This is a genomic window from Pseudomonas sp. R32, from assembly GCF_009866705.1.
Lineage (GTDB): Bacteria > Pseudomonadota > Gammaproteobacteria > Pseudomonadales > Pseudomonadaceae > Aquipseudomonas > Aquipseudomonas donghuensis.
This window is the reverse complement of sequence record NZ_CP019396.1, coordinates 765,300-783,613: the sequence shown is the minus strand read 5'-3', so window position 1 is coordinate 783,613 and position 18,314 is coordinate 765,300. Positions and strand designations below refer to the sequence as shown.

Sequence of the window (18,314 nt, the reverse complement as noted above, 5' to 3'; positions counted from 1 at the left end):
TGAACTCAGCCTGCAGCCAAATCCCCCGGGCCGCTGGCAAAGTAGCCATTCAGTTGCTGCAAATCCTGCGGTTCCAGCACCCCAGCCAGATAACGCAGCTGCAACCAGGCGCGCAGGTAATCGTAGCGCGCCTGCGCCAGGTCGCGGCGGGCGCTGTACAACTGCTGTTCGGCATCGAGCACGTCGAGGTTGACCCGCTCGCCACCGGCCACGCTTTTGCGCGTGGCCGTGATCAAGCCGCTGGCTGACTTGACCGCCAACTCATAGGCGCGGATCTTCGCCGTGCTGCTGGCACAGAGGTTGAACTGCTTGCGCAACTGATTGAGCGTGTCGGCAATCTGCCCATCCAGGCTGAAGCGCGCACTGTCGCGCTCGGCAGCCGCCTGGCGGGTGGCCGCCGATACGCCGCCGCCGGCGAACAACGGCAGGCTGACCTGGATGCCGATGCTGTCGGTGTCATAGCGCTGGTCGTAGCTGCTTTCGGAGCTGGAGCTGGATTTGCCGGTGCTGGCATAGGCACTCAGGGTCGGCAGGTGGCCGGCGCGCTGACGCTCGACGGCGTAGTCGGCGGCAACCAGGGCGTGACGCTGGGACGCCAGTTCGGCGTTGTGGGCCACGGCAAGATCCCGCCAGCTTTCGAAGCGCAGTGGCTGCAAGGGTTGAACGCGGAAATCACCATTCAACGGCGCCAGGTCGGCAACCTCCAGCGGCTCGCCGATGATCGCCTGCAGCGTACGCAGTGCAGCATCGAGGTTGTCGCTGGCTTCGATTTCCTGGGCCTGGGCCAGCTCATAGCGCGCCTGGGTTTCCAGCAGGTCGGTACGGGTACCCTCGCCGCCCTTGAGCAAGCGCCGATTCAGTTGCAATTGCTCGGCATAGGCACGGCGCTGGGCCTGGGCCAGGGCGATCTGCTCGTTGGCGAACAGCGCCTCACTGTAGGCGGCGAACACCCGCACCGCCAGCTCCTGGCTGCGGCTGCGAAAACGCTCGTCCGCCAGCAACGCCTTGGCCACGCCCTGGCGGTATTCGGCCCAGGCACCATAGTCGAACAGCGGCTGTTGCACGGTCAGCGTCGAGGTGTAGCTGCGGTAGTCACGCTGGCTGGTGACGTTGCCGCGGGCGTTGGTCTGGGTCACTTCGGAATCGTTGCGGGCATTGTTGTAGCGGTAGGACAGGTTCGGCAGCAGCGCCGCCCGGCCGATGGCGCGGCTCTCAAGGCCGGCATCGCGCTCGGCGATGGCGGCATGGAAGGTCGGGTCGTTGCGCAGGGCCAGGGCATAGGCATCGCCCAGGTCCACTGCAGCGGCCGACAGGCTGGTGCCCAACAACAGCAGGCATGACCACACACGCATCGACATCATTCCTCCGCCAGGGCGACATGCACCCGGTCGGTCAACGGCTTGAACAGGTAATTGAGCAGCGAGCGCTCGCCGGTACGCACGAAGGCTTGCACCGGCATGCCGGGGCGGATGTCCTGGCCGGCCAGTTGCTGCAAGCCGGCGTCACTGACCTTGGCGCGTACCTGGTAGTAGGGCTGCTGGGTTTTCTCATCGACCAGGCGGTCGGCCGAGACCAGGGTCAGCTCACCCTCGACCCGTGGCGTTTTGCTCTGGTTGAAGGCGACGAACATGATCTCCACCGGCAACCCCGGGTGCAGGCGGTCGACCAACTCCACCGGCGCACGGGCATCGATCAGCAACGGCGCATCGCTGGGGACGATCTCCATCAGTTGCTGACCGCGGGCGATCACTCCGCCATTGGTGAACACGCTCAGGCCCACCACCGTGCCGCTGGCCGGGGCGCGCAGCTGGGTGTTGGCCAGTTCGAAGGCGGCGCTGCGCAGGCGGTTGCCGAGGTCTTCGGCGCTGGACTGCATCTCGCTCAACTGCTGGCCGACTTCGCGCTGGTACTCCTGTTGCCGCTGGGCCATGCGCAGTTTCAGCTCCAGAACCTGGCGGCGGGTGCGGCCGATATTGCCCAGGTCCTCCGAAATCGCGCCGTTGATCTGCGCGTACAAGCGCTCGCTGTCGAGCAGGCGGTTGCGTGCAATGTAACCGTCACGGGCCAGATCACGCAGCCCCTGCAGTTGTTCATCAAGCGCAGCACGTTGTTCCTGCTTGTGGCTCATCGAGCCCTGCACACCGGCCAGCATGGCCTCGGCGCCGGCGATGTTCTCGCGCAGGCCGGCCAGCTCCATGTCCAGCGACTGGCGCCGGCTGTTACGCAACTGGCGCTGCAGTTCCAGGGCGGTGGCCACCCAGGGCTCGGCCGCCAGGGCCTGCAGCTCGGTCGGGAAGGTGATCGATGCCAGCCCGTCACGCTCGGCTTGCAGGCGCGCTTCACTGGCCCGGGCGTTAACGTACTGAACCCTTAACGAATCATGCTGGGCCTGAGCCTGGGTGGCGTCCATCTGCACCAGCACCTGCCCGGCACTGACACGGTCGCCGTCGCGCACCAGCAGACGTTCGATGGTGCCGCCCGTGGGATGCTGCACAGCCTGGCGACTGCCGGCGACCACCACGTTGCCCGAAACCGGCACGCCCTTGTCCAGCGGTGCCAAGGCGGCCCAGAGGATGAAACCGCCAAAACCACCGATCACCAGCCAGCGGCCCAAACGGCTGTGGCGGCGGGCATCGAGGGTCAGCAGGTTGTCGGGAATGGCATGCGCGTGAAGCGACTGAGGGACGGTCATGATCAGGATCTCGGGGTGCCGTAGCTCATGCTGACGCTGGCCGCGCTGCGTAGCGCCGGGGTGGGGGTGGGAATGCCGGCCGGCTTATGGCTGCGCTGCAGGTCCTGCAGCACCCGTGCGCTCGGACCGAAGGCCTGCATCTGGCCGTTCTGTAGCACCAGCAACTTATCCACAGCCGCCAGCAGGCTGGACTTGTGGGTAATCAGGATCAGCGTGCGCTGCTGCGCCTTGATCTGCTTGATAGCCTCAAGCAAAGCGCGCTCGCCAACATCATCCAGGTTGGAATTGGGTTCATCGAGCACGATCAGCGCCGGCAGGCCGTACAACGCCCGGGCCAGGCCGATGCGCTGGCGCTGGCCACCGGACAGCCCCGCCCCGCCTTCACCCAACTGGGTGTCATAAGCATTGGGCAGTTTCAGGATCAGCTCGTGCACACCGGCCCGTTGTGCGGCGGCCACCACCTGTTGCGAGTCGACCGCACCCAAGCGGGCGATGTTCTCGGCAATGCTCCCGGCGAACAGCTGCACGTCTTGCGGCAAGTAACCGATGTGGGTGCCGAGCAGGCCCTTGTCCCAGTGCTGCAGCTCGGCGCCATCCAGGCGCACCTTGCCGGCAGCCGGCAAGGCAGCGCCAACCAGCAAACGCGCCAGCGTCGACTTTCCCGAGCCGGACGCGCCAATAATCCCCAGGCTGTCGCCGGCCGCCAGCTCGAAACCGAGATTGACCAGGCACGGCTTGCGCGTGCCCGGCTGCATCGCACTGAGCTGCTCCACCAGCAAGCACCCGCTCGGTGCCGGCAACGGCATGCCGGCCGCGCGCGGCGGTTGCTCGCTGAGCAAACTGTACAACCGCTCATAGGCCTGGCGTGCCGACCCCCACTGGCGCCACACGGCAATCAGCTGGTCGATCGGCGCCAGCACCCGGGCCATGAGAATGGAGCCGGCGATCATCATCCCCGGGGTAATCAGTTGCTCGATCGCCAGCCATGCGCCCAGGCCCAGTACCAGCGATTGCAGGGCCAGGCGCAGGCCCTTGGACACTGCGGTGATCGCTGCCGTGCGTTCGCTGCCGAGGTTCTGGCGCAGGAGAAAACCGTGGTGCAACCTGGCCCAGCGCTGACGCACCGCCGCCAGCATGCCCATCGCCTCCATGACTTCGGCATTACGCAGGTTGGCGCCAGCCTGCTGTCCGGCCTGCTGCGACAGCTGCCCGGCTTCGGCGAATGGCGCCTGGGTCAGGCGCTCGTTGATCCAGGCGAGGATCGTCAACAACACGGCGCCAACCAGCGCCATCAACCCCAGCCAGGGGCTGAACAGGAACATCACCAGCAGGTACACCGGGAACCATGGCGCATCGAAAAAGGCGAACAGCGCCTGGCCGGTGGCGAACTGGCGCAAGGTGGTCAGGTCGCTGAGCACCTGGGTCGCCGCACCCTTGTGGCCGGCCAGGCTGGCCTGATAGGCGGCCTCGAACACGCGCGGGTTGAGGCGCATGTCCATCTGCGTGCCGAGACGGATCACCACCAGGCTGCGCACCCATTCCAGCAGGCCCATGAAGGCGAACAGGCCCAGCACCATCAGGCTGAGCATCAGCAGGGTCATCTCATTGCCCGAAGACAGCACCCGGTCGTAGACCTGCAGCATGTACAGCGCTGGTGCCAGCATCAGCAGGTTGATCACCGCAGTGAACAGGCCGATGTTGGCAAAGCCGGCGCGGCAGGCCTTGAGCGCCTGCAATACTTCGTTCGCAGGGCGGGAGCGGGTTGCTTTCATGAAGGACCTCAACAGGGCGAGCCCGCGGGCGGTTGACCTCGCCGGCGCAGGCTCGCAGAATTCGCACCACCGCCGCCTGGGCCCGGCAAAGACGCAGGCGGCGGGGTAAGCCAGCAGCGAATGGAGGAGTGATCTTCCATTCGCTTTTTTTTGCCTGGGGTCAGGCGGCCAGGGCAAAGTCCTCGGCCAGGGCTTGAACGCCCACCACATCAGCCGAAGCGACATTCAGCGGGCCACCGGCCAGGGCAGCGCTGATGGCGTCGAAGGTGTCGTCGGTGGATACGCCGTAACCGGCCAGCAGGTTGTCCAGCACGCCTTCCAGGGCCGAGGTGTTGCCCTGCATCAGGCCGTAGATCACGCTCTGCACTTCGTTGCCGGCGCGACCGGCGCCCAGCGCCGCCTCCAGGTCCAGGCCATTGAACGTGACCACTTCTTCGGCCAGGGTGAAGTTGCTGCCATTGCCGCCACCGAGCTTGTAACCCAGCGAAACGCTGTCCACTTCGCCCCACAGGTAGTGGTTCATGTTGCTGCTGGCCGGTTGGCCCGGGTTGAACACATAGTGCAGGCCGTTGGTGGTATCGCTGCTGGCTACGAAGGCGTAGTCGGAACCATTGGCACCGTGGGTCGCATACTGCTCGCCGTTGAAGCCGCCTTTGTTGAAACCGCCGGTGTTGCTGTAGCCATGACCTGCGGTGGCGAAACCGGCCGCCCAGGTGGCCAGGTAATCGTCAACGGTGTAGGAGGCGTACGCTGCATCGTAAGAAACGGAAAGGCTCATGTCTCATCCTCTAAATAGTTGAGGGTTGTGGTTCGAAGGCGTGCTCCATGCCTTCGGTGTTGCCCGGTATGGGCAATTCGGTCAGAACTTGTACTCGAGCATCCCGGTCAGGGTCCGGCCACGGGCCAGGGACAGGTTGTTGCTGTCGCCCATGGCCACGAAGTACGCCTGGTCGGTGAGGTTTTCCAGGCTCAGGGCCAGGTTCAGCTGCGGCGTCATCCAGTAGCTGCCGTACAGGTCGTAGACCTTGTACTGCGGCCACAGGGCCTGATCGAGGTAGGAGTAGTTGTGGGTGTCCAGGTTGGTGCCGTTGCCTTTGCTGTAACGCAGGCGGGCACCGACATCGAGCTGGTTGTCGAGAAAACGCAAACCGACGGTGAGCGAACCGCGATCAGCCGGCATGTAGGTGGCGTTACCCATGATGTCGCCGCAGCGGCTGTAGTTGTTGAGCTCTGCATTGTCGAACGCCTCGCTCACCGGCACCCGCCGCATGATGATGCGATTGCCGACCTTGAGCGGGCGCAGCACCGTGCCCACGCGTTTGAGATCCTTGGCTCCCCCCAGGTAGAACTGCGGCGAGCAGAACTCGTTGCTGCCGATCATGTGGGTATAGCTGAGCTTGCTGTAGAACCGCCCGGCGTCGTAATCCACGGCGTATTCCACGCCACGGAACTGGGTCTGCTGCTGGTTGTTCTGGTACGCCATGCGTCCGGTCGAGGTGCCTGCTGCGGTCAGGCCCGGCACATCGACGTTGATATCGAGGAACGAGAAGTTGTCGATCCGGGTGTCGAAGTAAGCGACCTTCATGCCCAGCCGATCGCCTTCACGGAACAACGACTCCTTGAAGATGTTCACCCCCAGCTCCCAGTCGTGGGAGCGTTCGGCTTGCAGGAACGGGTTGGGGTAGACCATCTCGGCGCCACCGCCGCCGTGGGGACGGCCGGACATGAACACTTCGGTGACCGAGGGTGGCCGCCAGCCACGGCCCCAACGGGTGTACAGCTGCAGCCAGTCGACACCCGGCTTGACGGCAATGCCGAAGGTCGGCGAGAAGCGCCCTTCTTCCTGTGCCTCGTCAAACAGCAGGTGCGTCGCCGGCTTGCCCAGGTCGGCCTCAAACGGTCCGTCCGGGTACATCCACACGGTCATGCCGGTTTCACCCGTGAGCCGGTAGCGGTCATAGCGCAGGCCGGCATCCAGGGTCAGCCAGTTGCCGTGTTCGTACTGCATTTGCCCGAACAGGCTGGCCATGACGCGCTTGCCGCCCGGCGTCGACCCCTGAACGTAGGGGTAGGCTTCTTCGTTGCTGGCCGGCACGCGATCGGTGCGCGGCTTGAATTTGTCCTGGAACAGCTCGGTGCCGTAGTCGAACGTCAGCTGGTCGCTCGCCCCAAAGTAGAAGCGCGAGGTGTTCTGCAACTGCAGGCCCCAGGTATCGGTCTGGAAGCGATCGCTGTAGGCCGCATAGTAGTTTCCGCTTTGCGGGCTGGCATTGTTGCCGGCATTCCAGCGATCCTGGCGGGTGCTGACGAAATAGAGCTTGGCCCTAAAATCGATCAGGTCGCTGTCGGGGCTGAAGCTGTAGTCGAGGGCGACGTTCTTGGCATTGATGTCGTTGCTGCCGGAGCGCTGGTAGAAGTACTGGTCCTCGGTGTCGTTGAGCCAGGTCCAGGCATCCTTGCTGTCGGTGTCGGTCTCCATGTAGCTCAACTGCACGCGCTGATCCTGGGGCAGGTTCAGGCCCAGTTTGATCATCTGCGAACGGGTGACGCTGCCCATGTCTTCGACTTCACCCTTGAGCCAGTCGTCCCAGGCGGCGGGAAACTGGTTCTTCAGGCGAATCTCGGTGCCGAGGTTGTCTTCATTGTTGCTGCCCGCCCGGTAGTTGCCGAAATGGCGCTCACTGACGCCGAGCAAGACATCGCCGACGTCATTGCCGAACGCGAACAGCGCACTGCCATTGAAGTACGTGCCGTTACCCAGTTCACCGATACCGTGACCGGCGCGCAGGCGGCCGCCGTATTCCTTGCCGGCACCGAGAAACTCGCTGGCCTGCACGGTGTTGAAACTGGCAATACCACCGATGACCCCGGCGCCGCCCATGCCTGAGCGCGAACCTTTTTCGATCTCGACACTGCTGATGAACTCCGGGTCGACGAACATCACCCCGTTGCGCTGCTGGTGACCGTTGACGTTGAAGTTCTGGCGCATGCCGTCGATGTTCATGTTGACCCGGCCGTAGTCCTGCACGCCGCGGATATTCACCGACAGGCCCGGGTCGCGCTGGTTGACGGCGGTGTAGACGCCGGCGGTTTCTTCGAGCATGTCGGCGGCATGGCGTGGCGGGCGCTTGTCGATCTGCTCGCGGGTGATGACGCTGACCGAACGGGGAGTCTGATAAACCCAATCGGCATCGCTGTTCGAGTCGACATGCGTGGCGCCCAGCTCCAGCGCCTGGCCGTCGTCGCTCACCCGCTCCAGGCCGACCCGGTCGGAACCGCTGAAGCGATAGCGCACGGGCGAGCCGCGCAACAACAGGCCAAGCCCTTCCTGTGCCGAATGCTCGCCGCGCAAGCCTTCACTGCGCAGGCCTGCCAGCTTGCGGCTGTCGAAGAACACCTGCACCCCGGCCTGTTCGGCGAAGGCCAGCACAGCACTGTCCAGGGCCTGGGCGGGAATGTCGAAGTGGATCAGCGCGGTGCGCTGGCTGGGTGTCGCGAGCTCGGCCGCCTGGACGCTGCCAATCCCCATCGGCAAGGTCCAGGCGCCCAGCATCAGGCTGCTGGCAAGGGCTACCCGACCGAGCGGCCGGGTGCGTCGTTGGTGTGGATTGCTCACGTCTGTTGCTCGCTGTGTTGGCGTTTTCTAGTAATGAAAATCAATCTCAACAAACAGACGTGCAACGTGGGGAAAGTCAGTAAAGAAATTTCAAAAGAAATTTAACCCGTGAACATCAGACGCCGCAGGTGAGCGCCGATTGCCCTTGTTTACGGTCCTTGCCGCTGTTTTCGATGATCGATGCCGTCACCGCAACCTCATCGCCGCTGGCCGACATGTCGCCGTCTTCGGCCACCCGGTAGCCCAGTTTGCGAAACAGCGTACGTACCTGATCGGGCGGCGCATCAAAATAGATCCCGTGCCATTCATAGCCGATGAATACCGCCGTGACCTTGATGCCATGGAAGGGCAGGTCGACCGGGTAGCTCACCTCCTCTTCCTGCGCCTCGGCAGGCAGGGCCTGACGCTTGGCAATCGCCTTGTCGAAGTAAGGCTCAAGCGGTGCACCGAACTCGCAGGTGGCGGGGTCGAACTGCACCAGGTTGTCGTCGGCCGCCAGCACCTGAGTGCTGCACAATCCGAGCAGCAAGGCGCCGGAGAGGGATGAAGCAATACACGCGAGAAAACCACTGGCCATATCCCTGCCTTCAGATCATCGTGAAAACGCCAGTTTCGTGGAAAAAACCGCTGCCGACAATCGCCCGCCAAGGCACTCAATAGATCAGGGTCAGCCCCGGCAGATCCAGCCGACTGACCTTGAGTTCATCGGTCAGCAGGCCCAGCGCGGCGTCCAGGTTATCCAGACGAAACATGCCGCTGACTTCACGCCGTGCCAGGGCCTGATCGGTGATCAGCAGGTGCCCGCTACGATAGCGATTGAGTTGCGCGGCCACCTCAGCCAGCGGTTCGCGCTCGAACACCAGCACGCCGCGCTGCCAAGCGGTGGCCCGACGCACGTCCTGCTCAGGCCACAGGCGAATACCGTGGGTCGTGTCGTAGCGCAGGCTCTGACCTTCCTTGAGCAACTGCTCGCCGCTGCCCGTTTGCGCGGCGTCCTGCAAGGTAACCGCAACACTGTGCTCGAGCATGCCGACCCAGGTGCCGCCATCAGGCTCGGGGCCCACCACGAAACGCGTGCCCAGGGCACGGCTGCTGCCCCCTGCCCGCTCGACCACGAAAGGCCGTTGTTCGGTGCCGGAGACCGGCGCAACAGTAAACACCGCTTCACCGGCCAACAGGCGCACACGACGTTCGCTGTCGCTGTAGGCCAGCTCGATGCCACTGTGACTGTCCAGGTCGACCTGGCTGCCATCGGGCAAACTCACCCGGCGCACTTCACCTTTGGCCGTTGCGTAGTCGGCGTGCAATGCCAAGGAAACGCTGGGCAACTGATCCACAGCGACAACCGCCAGCACCCATGCAGCCGTAGCGCTCAATGCCCAGCGCAAGCGTGAACGGCGTCGGCGCCCGGCCAGTGGACGGGCCACGGCAAGCGACGCCCTTGGCGCACCCTGGTCAAGCGAGCCAAGACGGCCAAGGTCGGCCCAGGTCGCCTGGGCAAACGCCAGCGCCTGGGCATGGCGCGGATCACTGGCCAACCAGCGCGCCAGCGCCTGCTCCTGCTCGGTTCTCAACGGGCCGGCGCTGAGCAGCACCGCCCACTCGGCGGCCTGCTCGCGAATGGCTTGCTCTGGCGAGTTCTGGCTGGTCACACGGTTCTCTCGAGTTCTGGTTATGTGAGTGCTGACGTCTGAAGGCGCATTTCCCAGTAAACCGTTCGTCATCCTGGTTCCTGCAGACACTGCATCACATAGGCCAAGGCCTTGGCCAGATGCTTCTGCACCGAGCTGTCGGAAATGTCCAGCGCGCGCGCCACCTCGGCGTGAGTCATGCCTTCCAGGCGGTTAAGGCGGAACACGTCCTGGGTACGCGGCGGCAAGTCGGCCAGCGCCCTGCGCAGGCGGCGCATGTGCTGTTCAGTGGCGGCATGTTCATCCAGGCCCGGGCGGTCTTCGACGATGGTTTCCAGTGCCTCGTGAGGCACCGAATCGGTCTTGCGCCGTTGCTGCTGACGAACATGATCGATCATCAGATTGTGCGCAGTGCGATAGAGATAGGCCGGGGTGTTGTCGATCCGTTCATGGCCCTGTTGCTCGGCCAGGCGCAGAAAGCTCTCCTGCACCAGGTCGGCAGCCAGTTGCGGATCACGCACCTTGCGCGTCAACACCCCCTGCAAGGTTTTCGCGTGCTTGAGGAACAGCCGCTTCAAGTCGGACTCCGCCACGCGAACTCCCTGTGGATGGCCGGAAGAAGGCGGTATGCTACTCGTTAGTGAGAATCACTTGCAACTTCACCCCGACACGCCTTGCACGCGCCGGGGTGCGCAGGTCACTCGAACAGCGCGTCCAGTGCCTGCTCAAGCCGGGTCACGGCAATCACCTGCAATCCGGGCGGCGCTTCCTTCGGTGCGTTGCCCTTGGGCACGATGGCACGCTTGAAGCCATGCTTGGCCGCTTCCTTCAGACGCTCCTGGCCACTGGGTACCGGGCGTACTTCGCCGGACAGGCCGACCTCGCCAAACACCAGCAGGCCGTTGTCCAGCGGGCGGTTGCGCAGGCTGGACATGATCGCCGCCATCAGCGCCAGGTCGGAGGCTGTCTCCAGCACCTTGACCCCGCCGACCACGTTGAGGAATACGTCCTGATCGTGGGTAGGGATGCCGCCATGGCGATGCAGCACCGCCAGAAGCATCGCCAGGCGGTTCTGGTCCAGGCCTAGGGTAACCCGCCGCGGGTTGGACAGGTGGCTGTCATCGACCAGCGCCTGTACCTCCACCAGCATCGGCCGGGTGCCTTCCCAAGTGGCCATGACCACACTGCCCGGCACTTCTTCCTGGGCACGCGTGAGAAAGATCGCCGACGGGTTGGAAACTTCCTTCAAGCCACGGTCGGTCATGCCGAATACACCCAGCTCGTTGACCGCGCCAAAACGGTTCTTCACCGCGCGTAACAGGCGCAGGCGGCCGTCGGACTCGCCCTCGAAATACAGCACGGTATCGACCATGTGCTCGAGCACGCGCGGCCCGGCCAGCGCGCCTTCCTTGGTCACGTGACCGACCAGGAAGATCGCCGTGCCGCTCTGCTTGGCATAGCGCACCAGCAACGCCGCACTCTCGCGCACCTGGGAAACGCCGCCGGGAGCCGACTGCAACTGTTCGGTGAAGATGGTCTGGATCGAGTCGATGACCATCACCTTGGGCTTCTCGACCCGCGCCGTGGCGATAATGGTTTCGATGCAGGTTTCGGTCATCACCCGCAGTTTGTCCTGGGGCAGGCCCAGGCGCCGGGCACGCATCGCCACCTGTTGTTGCGACTCTTCGCCGGTGACATACAGCGCCGACATGCGTGTGGCGATGGCGCACAGGGTCTGCAGGAGGATGGTCGACTTGCCGATCCCCGGGTCGCCGCCGATCAGCACCACCGAGCCATCGACCAGGCCGCCGCCGAGCACCCGGTCCAGTTCGGCGCTGGCGGTGGTGAAGCGCGGGATTTCTTCGACGCTGACTTCGGCCAGGGTCTTGATCTGCGCCTGTTGCCCGGCCCAGCCGGTGCGCCCGCTTGGGGCCGCGGCGGCGCCGCTTTCCAGCACGGTCTCGACCAGGGTGTTCCAGGCGCCGCATTCAGCGCATTGCCCGGCCCATTTCGGGAAGGTGGCGCCGCACTCGGTGCAGCCGTACATGCGCTTGGCCTTGGCCATGGGACGGTCCTCTGGAAAAAGGCACCATCATAGCCGACCTCGACAGCCTGGGCGGGCACAGAAAACCACAAAACTATTCGGTATAACCGCAGTCTGTTGCAGCAGCGCGGAGCATGAAGCGCATAGCTGATTTACACTGCGTTTACCAATCTCATCTGTTACAAGGAATAAACCATGGGCGTGCTCAGTGAATTCAAGGCCTTCGCGGTCAAAGGGAATGTCGTCGATATGGCCGTCGGTATCATTATCGGTGCCGCCTTTGGCAAAATCGTTTCATCTTTCGTAGGTGATGTGATCATGCCACCGATCGGTCTGCTGATCGGCGGCGTCGATTTCAGTGACCTGGCGGTAACCCTCAAAGCCGCCGAAGGCGACATACCGGCCGTGGTAATGGCCTATGGCAAATTCATTCAGACCATCCTCGACTTCATCATCGTCGCCTTCGCGATCTTCATGGGCATCAAGGTCATCAACCGCCTGAAACGCGAAGAAGCCGCCGCACCCACCCTGCCGCCGGTACCCAGCAAAGAAGAAGAGCTGCTCACCGAGATCCGCGACCTGCTCAAGGCGCAGAATCGGCAACCCTGAGTGCAGGGATAAAAAAACGGCGCCTGCGGGCGCCGTTTTGCTTGCGGCTTACCAGTAGGTCTCGACGGCTACCTGGCCGGGGCGGCGGCTGAGGCTGAGGTTCATGTCGCGTTGTTTGAGCACTTTGCGGGTGTCATCGACCATCTGCGGGTTGCCGCAGAGCATCACCCGCGAATGTTCCGGGGTCAGCGCCAGGCCTGCTGCGCGTTCCAGATCGCCATTCTCGATCAGGGTGGTGATGCGCAGGTTCAGGGCGCCGGGATGCTGTTCACGGGTAACGATCGGGATGAACTGCAGCTTGCCGGCAAATTCCGCCAGGTAGTCGCGTTGCTCAAGGCCCGCGATCAGCTCCAGGTACGCCAGCTCCCGGGCTTCGCGCACCGAGTAGACCAGCTTGATCGATTCGAAGCGCTCCCACACCTCGAAGTCCTGGAGGATCGACAGGAACGGCGCAATACCGGTGCCGGTTGCCAGCAGCCACAGGTCGCGGCCGTCGACAAAGCGGTCGAGGGTCAGGTAACCAAAGGCCTGGCGATCGATCAGCAGGCTGTCGCCTTCGCCCAGTCGGCTCAGTTCACTGGTGAACTCACCGCCCGGCACCACGATGGAAAAGAAATCCAAGTGCTCGTCGAATGGCGAGGACACCATCGAATAAGCGCGCCAGACCACGCTGCCGTCAGCCTTGGTCACCCCTAGGCGGGCGAACTGGCCGGCACGAAAACGAAAGCCCTGGTCGCGGCTGGTACGCAGGCTGAACAGGCTGGGGGTCAGTGGCTGGACGTCGAGCAGCGTCTGGCGGGTGAACTTTTCAGCACTGGCAGTCATGACTCGCTCCAAAGAAAAGATGGCCCAGTGTCGCGCAAACGCTGCGGGATAAACACCGTTGGTTTGTAGTGGCATCGACCAGTGGCGTGGTCAGTACCAGTGATAGCCCATTGATTTCAAACTGATATCAAACAACTACGCCACTGTGTGCTAAAGAACATCCCTGTAGAAATGTTCACATTTCTATAGCCAAAAAACCCAACAAAATCGTGGGACATTTCCTACACTACTTTCCACCTTTATTCAGTTGTTGGATCCATCAACGAGAGACTGGCCCCATGCCGCACTGGAAAGAACAGCAGCTAGAGCAGTTGCTGGGTGAAACCGACGAACAACGGATGTTTGAGCTCGCGGTTTCCCTGGCCCAGCAATTGGGCATGGAGTACCTGGCCTTCGGCATGCGCGTGCAGATCGCGACTCTGGCGCCTCAACTAAGAACCTTCAACAATTATCCCGACGCCTGGAACGAACACTACCAACGCTGCAACTACCTGGACATCGACCCAATCGTCGCCCACGGCCATCGTTCGCTAATGCCGATCCTGTGGTGCGATGACCTGTTCCGAGAGACGCCTCAATTCTGGGAAGACGCCCAATCCCACGGTCTGCGCCATGGCTGGAGCCAGTCGGCACACGATATGCGTCACAACGAAAGCATGCTCAGCGTCGCCCGCAGCCAACAAGCAATCAGCCTCGAAGAGCTCTACGACAAGGCCGGCCAGACGATCTGGCTGTGCAACCTGCTGCATACGCTGATGATTGACCGGCAGCCGGGGCACCAAACACCGGCCTGCAATTTATCCACGCGGGAGACCGAAGTACTGAAATGGTCTGCCGCCGGCAAGACCGCCGCCGATATCGCCTGCATCCTTTCGCTGTCGCAGAGCACGGTGAACTTTCACATCCGCAGCATCATCAGCAAAACCAACGCGAGCAACAAAGCCGGCGCGATCGCCATTGCGGCGATGCGTGGCCTGATCTGAGCCAACAGCCCCGTCCCCCTGCAAAGCACGGTAGAATCACGGCCCTGTAGAGCGCGCCACGCGCGCACATCAATGCCCCAGAGCCTTACACCATGCCCCTGCTGACCAGCCCTTTCGCCGAACTCGACCTGCTTCGCCAGCCCGAGCAAGCCAACGACCCCCTGCAAGCCTTCGATGCTGCCGACGAGTATTTGCTGGAGCACCTGGCCGAACAGTCACCGACGGCGAGTACCCGGGTGCTGGTGCTCAATGACAGCTTCGGTGCCCTGGCCACCAGCCTGGCCCCCCATGTAGCGGTGCTCAGCAGCGGTGATTCGCACCTGGCGCATCTGGCCCTGGAAAAGAACCTGGTGCGTAACGGCCTGGCCTTCGATGCAGTACCGTTCGTGGCGGCCAGCAAGCCGTGGCAGGGGCCGTTCGACCGGGTACTGGTACGTGTGCCCAAGACCCTGGCGTTGCTCGAGGAGCAACTGATCCGCTTGCAGGGCCAACTGACGCCCGGCGCGCAAGTGGTTGCCGGCGCCATGATCAAACACCTGCCCCGCGCGGCGGGTGATCTGCTGGAGAAGTATATCGGCCCGGTGCAGGCATCGCTGGCGAAGAAAAAGGCCCGGCTGCTGATTGCCACCTTCGAGCCAAAGCCGGCGTTCACCTCTCCTTACCCGACCCGCTATCAACTCGACGCGCCACACCTTGAGCTGCTCAACCACGCCAACGTGTTCTGCCGCGAAGGCCTGGATATCGGTACCCGGGCGTTCCTGCCGCACCTACCCAAAGACCTCGGCGATGCACGGGTCGCGGACCTGGGCTGCGGCAACGGCGTGCTGGCGATCGCCAGCGCCCTGGCCAACCCGCAGGCGCAGTACACCCTGGTCGATGAATCGTACATGGCGGTGCAATCGGCACTGGAGAACTGGCAGGTGGCGCTGGGCCAGCGTGAAGTCACTGTACGCGCTGACGACGGCCTGGCCGGGCAGCCCGCACAGTCGCTGGATGTGGTGCTGTGCAATCCGCCGTTCCACCAGCAGCAGGTGGTCGGCGACTTCCTCGCCTGGCGGATGTTCCAGCAGGCTCGTGAGGCATTGGTGGTCGGCGGCGCACTGTACATCGTCGGCAACCGTCACCTGGGGTATCACAGCAAGCTGGCGCGCTTGTTCCGCGGGGTCGAGCAGGTGGCGGCGACGCCGAAGTTCGTGGTGCTCAAGGCGCGTAAATAAACCAGCACCGCGTCACCTGCATCGCTGGCAAGCCAGCTCCCACCATAGACCGGTGTCCACTGGCCCTCTGGGAGCTGGCTTGCCAGCGATGAGGCCCTAGCCCTAAAAAAAACCCTCCGCAGCTGACGCTGCGAAGGGCTGTAAATCCGCCGCAAGGCGGGATGGGAAATATCGTTTCAGTGCGTGCTCAGTCCGGCCGCACTCATGAACAGGCGCATCAGCCAGGCCACCAGGGCCAGGCTCAGCACACTGCCCACCCAGATCAGCGCCAACCAGCCCAGGCGCTGCCAGAGCGGTTTCTTCTCTTCGTCAATCGTGCCTTTGCCAGTCATTGCCATGCTCCCCTAGTGGTAACCATCTTCGTGGGTCACCTTGCCGCGGAACACGTAGTAGCTCCAGAAGGTGTAACCGAGGATGAACGGGATGATGAACAAGGTCCCGACCAGCATGAAGCCCTGGCTCTGCGGTGGCGCAGCAGCATCCCAGATCGAGATCGACGGCGGGATGATGTTCGGCCACAGGCTGATGCCCAGGCCGCTATAACCAAGGAAGATCAGCACCAGGGTCAGCAGGAACGGGGTGTAGTGAGCATTACGCGCCACCGCCCGGAGCAAACCGTAGAGGGTCACCAGCACCAGGATTGGCACCGGCAGGAACCAGAACAGGTTCGGCAGGCTGAACCAGCGCTCGGCAATGTCCGGATGGGCCAGCGGCGTCCAGATGCTGACGATACCGGTCACCGCCAGCAGCACCAGGGCCAGCGGGCGCGCCAGGTCATGCATCTGCAGCTGCAGTTTGCCTTCGGTCTTCATGATCAGCCAGGTGCAGCCGAGCAAGGCGTAGGCGACGATCAGGCCCAGGCCGCAGAACAGGCTGAACGGGGTCAACCAGTCGAGGCTGCCGCCAGCGTAGTTGCGATCGACCACCTCGAAGCCTTCGATGAAGGCGCCCAGCGCCACGCCCTGGAAGAAGGTCGCCGCCAGCGAGCCGCCGATGAACGCCTTGTCCCACAGGTGGCGCTTGGCCGCAGTGGCCTTGAAGCGGAACTCGAAGGCCACGCCGCGAAAGATCAGCCCGACCAGCATCAGCATCAACGGCAGGTACAACGCCGAGAGCACCACTGCGTAGGCCAGCGGGAAGGCGCCGAACAGCGCCGCACCACCGAGCACCAGCCAGGTTTCGTTACCGTCCCAGACCGGCGCCACGGTGTTCATCATCACATCGCGGTCCTGCTCGCCCTTGACGAAGGGAAAGAGAATGCCGATGCCCAGGTCGAAGCCGTCCATGACCACGTACATCATGATGCCGAAGATGATGATGATGGCCCAGATAAGCGGAAGATCAATGCCCATGATTCAGTTCCCCTTGTTCAGGCTGGCGGGCTCGCCATTGTCATGGTCGTCATCGGCGGCGGACAGCGGCCGGGCGGGGGTGCGTTGCTGGCCAGGGCCACCGGGATTGGTCTCGTCGCCTTCACCGGTTTTCGGCCCTTTGCGCACCAGGCGCATCATGTAGCCCAGGCCAGTGCCGAACAGCGCGAAGTAGACCACCACGAACATCACCAGGGTCAGGCCGAGCTGGCCGTAGCTGTGGTTCGAAGCGCCATCGGCGGTACGCATCAGGCCGTAGACCACCCAGGGCTGGCGACCGATCTCGGTGGTGAACCAGCCGGCGAGGATCGCGATCAGGCCGGACGGCCCCATCCACAGGGTCAGGTACAGGAACGGCCGCGAGCTGTAGAGCTTGTCGCTTTTGCGCAGCCACAAGCTCCAGAGGCCGACGAAGATCATCAGCATACCGAGGCCGACCATGACCCGGAACGACCAGAACACGATGGTCGAGTTAGGCCGGTCTTCTTTCGGGAACTCCTTCATCGCCGGCACTTGCTTGTCCAGGCTGTGGGTCAGAATCAGGCTGCCCAGCGCCGGGATTTCCAGCTTGAAGCGGGTGGTCTCGGCCTGCATGTCGGGGATGCCGAAGAGGATCAACGGGGTCGGTTCGCCCGGCACGTTTTCCCAGTGGCCTTCGATCGCAGCAATCTTCACCGGCTGGTGCTTGAGGGTGTTGAGGCCGTGGAAGTCGCCGATCACTGCCTGTACCGGGGCCACGATCAGGGCCATCCACATGGCCATCGACAGCATCTTGCGGATCGCCGGGTTATCGCGGCCGCGCAACAGGTGCCAGGCTGCCGAAGCGCCGACGAAGAACGCCGTAGCCACAAAGGCGGCCGTCGCCATGTGCGCCAGGCGGTAGGGGAACGACGGGTTGAAGATCACTGCGAACCAGTCCACCGGAACGACCACGCCGTTGACGATTTCGTAGCCCTGCGGGGTCTGCATCCAGCTGTTGGAAGCAAGGATCCAGAAGGTCGAGATCAAGGTGCCGATGGCCACCATGACCGTGGCGAAGAAGTGCAGGCCACGGCCGACACGGTTCCAGCCAAAGAGCATGACGCCAAGGAAACCGGCCTCGAGGAAGAAGGCCGTGAGTACTTCATACGTGAGCAGCGGGCCGGTGACGGAGCCGGCGAAGTCGGAGAACTTGCTCCAGTTGGTGCCGAACTGGTAAGCCATGACCAGGCCGGAGACCACCCCCATGCCGAAGTTGACGGCAAAGATTTTCGACCAGAAATGGTAAAGGTCACGGTAGACGCTGTTGTTGGTTTTCAGCCACAACCCTTCGAGAACAGCCAGGTAGCTCGCCAGGCCAATGGTGATGGCCGGGAACAGGATGTGAAAGGACACGGTAAACGCGAACTGAATTCGGGCGAGATCTAGAGCCTCTAATCCGAACATAGTGCTTCCTCTGTCAGGTAATCCGGCGTCAGGCGATGGCCTTGGCGCCAACTGCCCCCACGGTAGTTGAGTGCGGCAAGTTGGAATTGTTCTGTAAACATCACATCGCAGGGAATTCGGCCGTCTGGCC

General features: G+C 63.2%; 16 protein-coding genes. 3 read left to right on the top strand and 13 right to left on the bottom strand.

Translation table 11 applies throughout. The annotated features are described in order from the left end of the window. Window positions 1–5: 5 nt before the first annotated feature. The 9 genes from PspR32_RS03430 to radA form a co-directional block, all read right to left on the bottom strand. Window positions 6–1,352, bottom strand: coding sequence for a TolC family outer membrane protein (locus PspR32_RS03430; protein ID WP_159388092.1), 1,347 nt, complete (start codon window positions 1,350–1,352; stop codon window positions 6–8). Window positions 1,353–1,357: 5 nt separating this feature from the next. After that, complete coding sequence (locus PspR32_RS03425; protein ID WP_159388091.1) at window positions 1,358–2,692, bottom strand: HlyD family type I secretion periplasmic adaptor subunit; 1,335 nt, start codon at window positions 2,690–2,692, stop codon at window positions 1,358–1,360. 2 nt (window positions 2,693–2,694) lie between these two features. Then, the gene (locus PspR32_RS03420; RefSeq protein WP_036993788.1) at window positions 2,695–4,464 is read right to left on the bottom strand and encodes a type I secretion system permease/ATPase; all 1,770 of its coding nucleotides are present in this window, start codon (window positions 4,462–4,464) and stop codon (window positions 2,695–2,697) included. Window positions 4,465–4,624: 160 nt separating this feature from the next. After that, window positions 4,625–5,242 (bottom strand): heme acquisition protein HasA, encoded by a 618-nt coding sequence (locus PspR32_RS03415; RefSeq protein WP_010226413.1) that lies wholly within the window; start codon window positions 5,240–5,242, stop codon window positions 4,625–4,627. A gap of 81 nt (window positions 5,243–5,323) precedes the next feature. Continuing rightward, window positions 5,324–8,017 carry a TonB-dependent receptor gene (locus PspR32_RS03410; protein WP_159389351.1) on the bottom strand — a complete coding sequence of 898 codons (2,694 nt, stop codon included), beginning with the start codon at window positions 8,015–8,017 and terminating at the stop codon, window positions 5,324–5,326. A 178-nt stretch (window positions 8,018–8,195) separates the two neighbouring features. After that, entirely contained in the window at window positions 8,196–8,657 is a 462-nt protein-coding gene (locus tag PspR32_RS03405) for a hypothetical protein (RefSeq protein ID WP_159388090.1), read from the bottom strand. 76 nt (window positions 8,658–8,733) lie between these two features. Beyond that, window positions 8,734–9,732, bottom strand: coding sequence for a FecR family protein (locus PspR32_RS03400; RefSeq protein ID WP_010226416.1), 999 nt, complete (start codon window positions 9,730–9,732; stop codon window positions 8,734–8,736). A 68-nt stretch (window positions 9,733–9,800) separates the two neighbouring features. Next, window positions 9,801–10,304, bottom strand: coding sequence for an RNA polymerase sigma factor (locus tag PspR32_RS03395; RefSeq protein WP_010226417.1), 504 nt, complete (start codon window positions 10,302–10,304; stop codon window positions 9,801–9,803). Between the two features lie 104 nt (window positions 10,305–10,408). Then, window positions 10,409–11,776 (bottom strand): DNA repair protein RadA, encoded by a 1,368-nt coding sequence (gene radA / locus PspR32_RS03390; protein ID WP_010226418.1) that lies wholly within the window; start codon window positions 11,774–11,776, stop codon window positions 10,409–10,411. Between the two features lie 174 nt (window positions 11,777–11,950). Here radA and mscL point away from each other — a divergent pair, with 174 nt between their 5' ends. Continuing rightward, a complete protein-coding gene (gene mscL / locus PspR32_RS03385) occupies window positions 11,951–12,364 on the top strand; it encodes a large-conductance mechanosensitive channel protein MscL (RefSeq protein ID WP_010226419.1) in 414 nt (137 codons plus the stop codon). Window positions 12,365–12,412: 48 nt separating this feature from the next. Here the strand turns inward: mscL and PspR32_RS03380 are convergent, their stop codons facing one another. Further along, window positions 12,413–13,189, bottom strand: coding sequence for a ferredoxin--NADP reductase (locus tag PspR32_RS03380; RefSeq protein WP_010226420.1), 777 nt, complete (start codon window positions 13,187–13,189; stop codon window positions 12,413–12,415). A 278-nt stretch (window positions 13,190–13,467) separates the two neighbouring features. Between PspR32_RS03380 and PspR32_RS03375 the strand changes: the two genes are divergently transcribed. Together PspR32_RS03375 and PspR32_RS03370 are read left to right on the top strand one after the other, a co-directional pair. Next, complete coding sequence (locus PspR32_RS03375) at window positions 13,468–14,172, top strand: autoinducer binding domain-containing protein (RefSeq protein ID WP_159388089.1); 705 nt, start codon at window positions 13,468–13,470, stop codon at window positions 14,170–14,172. 92 nt (window positions 14,173–14,264) lie between these two features. Next, window positions 14,265–15,389: a methyltransferase gene (locus PspR32_RS03370; RefSeq protein ID WP_036993779.1), complete on the top strand. Its 1,125-nt coding sequence runs from the start codon at window positions 14,265–14,267 to the stop codon at window positions 15,387–15,389. Window positions 15,390–15,565: 176 nt separating this feature from the next. Here PspR32_RS03370 and PspR32_RS03365 read toward each other — a convergent pair whose 3' ends face one another. The 3 genes from PspR32_RS03365 to PspR32_RS03355 are packed head-to-tail and all read right to left on the bottom strand — an operon-like array spanning window position 15,566 to window position 18,184. Further along, a complete protein-coding gene (locus tag PspR32_RS03365) occupies window positions 15,566–15,721 on the bottom strand; it encodes a DUF2474 domain-containing protein (RefSeq protein WP_010226425.1) in 156 nt (51 codons plus the stop codon). A 12-nt stretch (window positions 15,722–15,733) separates the two neighbouring features. After that, window positions 15,734–16,741, bottom strand: a complete 1,008-nt coding sequence (gene cydB / locus PspR32_RS03360; protein WP_010226427.1) for a cytochrome d ubiquinol oxidase subunit II — start codon at window positions 16,739–16,741, stop codon at window positions 15,734–15,736. Between the two features lie 3 nt (window positions 16,742–16,744). Further along, a complete protein-coding gene (locus PspR32_RS03355; RefSeq protein ID WP_036993776.1) occupies window positions 16,745–18,184 on the bottom strand; it encodes a cytochrome ubiquinol oxidase subunit I in 1,440 nt (479 codons plus the stop codon). Window positions 18,185–18,314 lie beyond the last annotated feature (130 nt).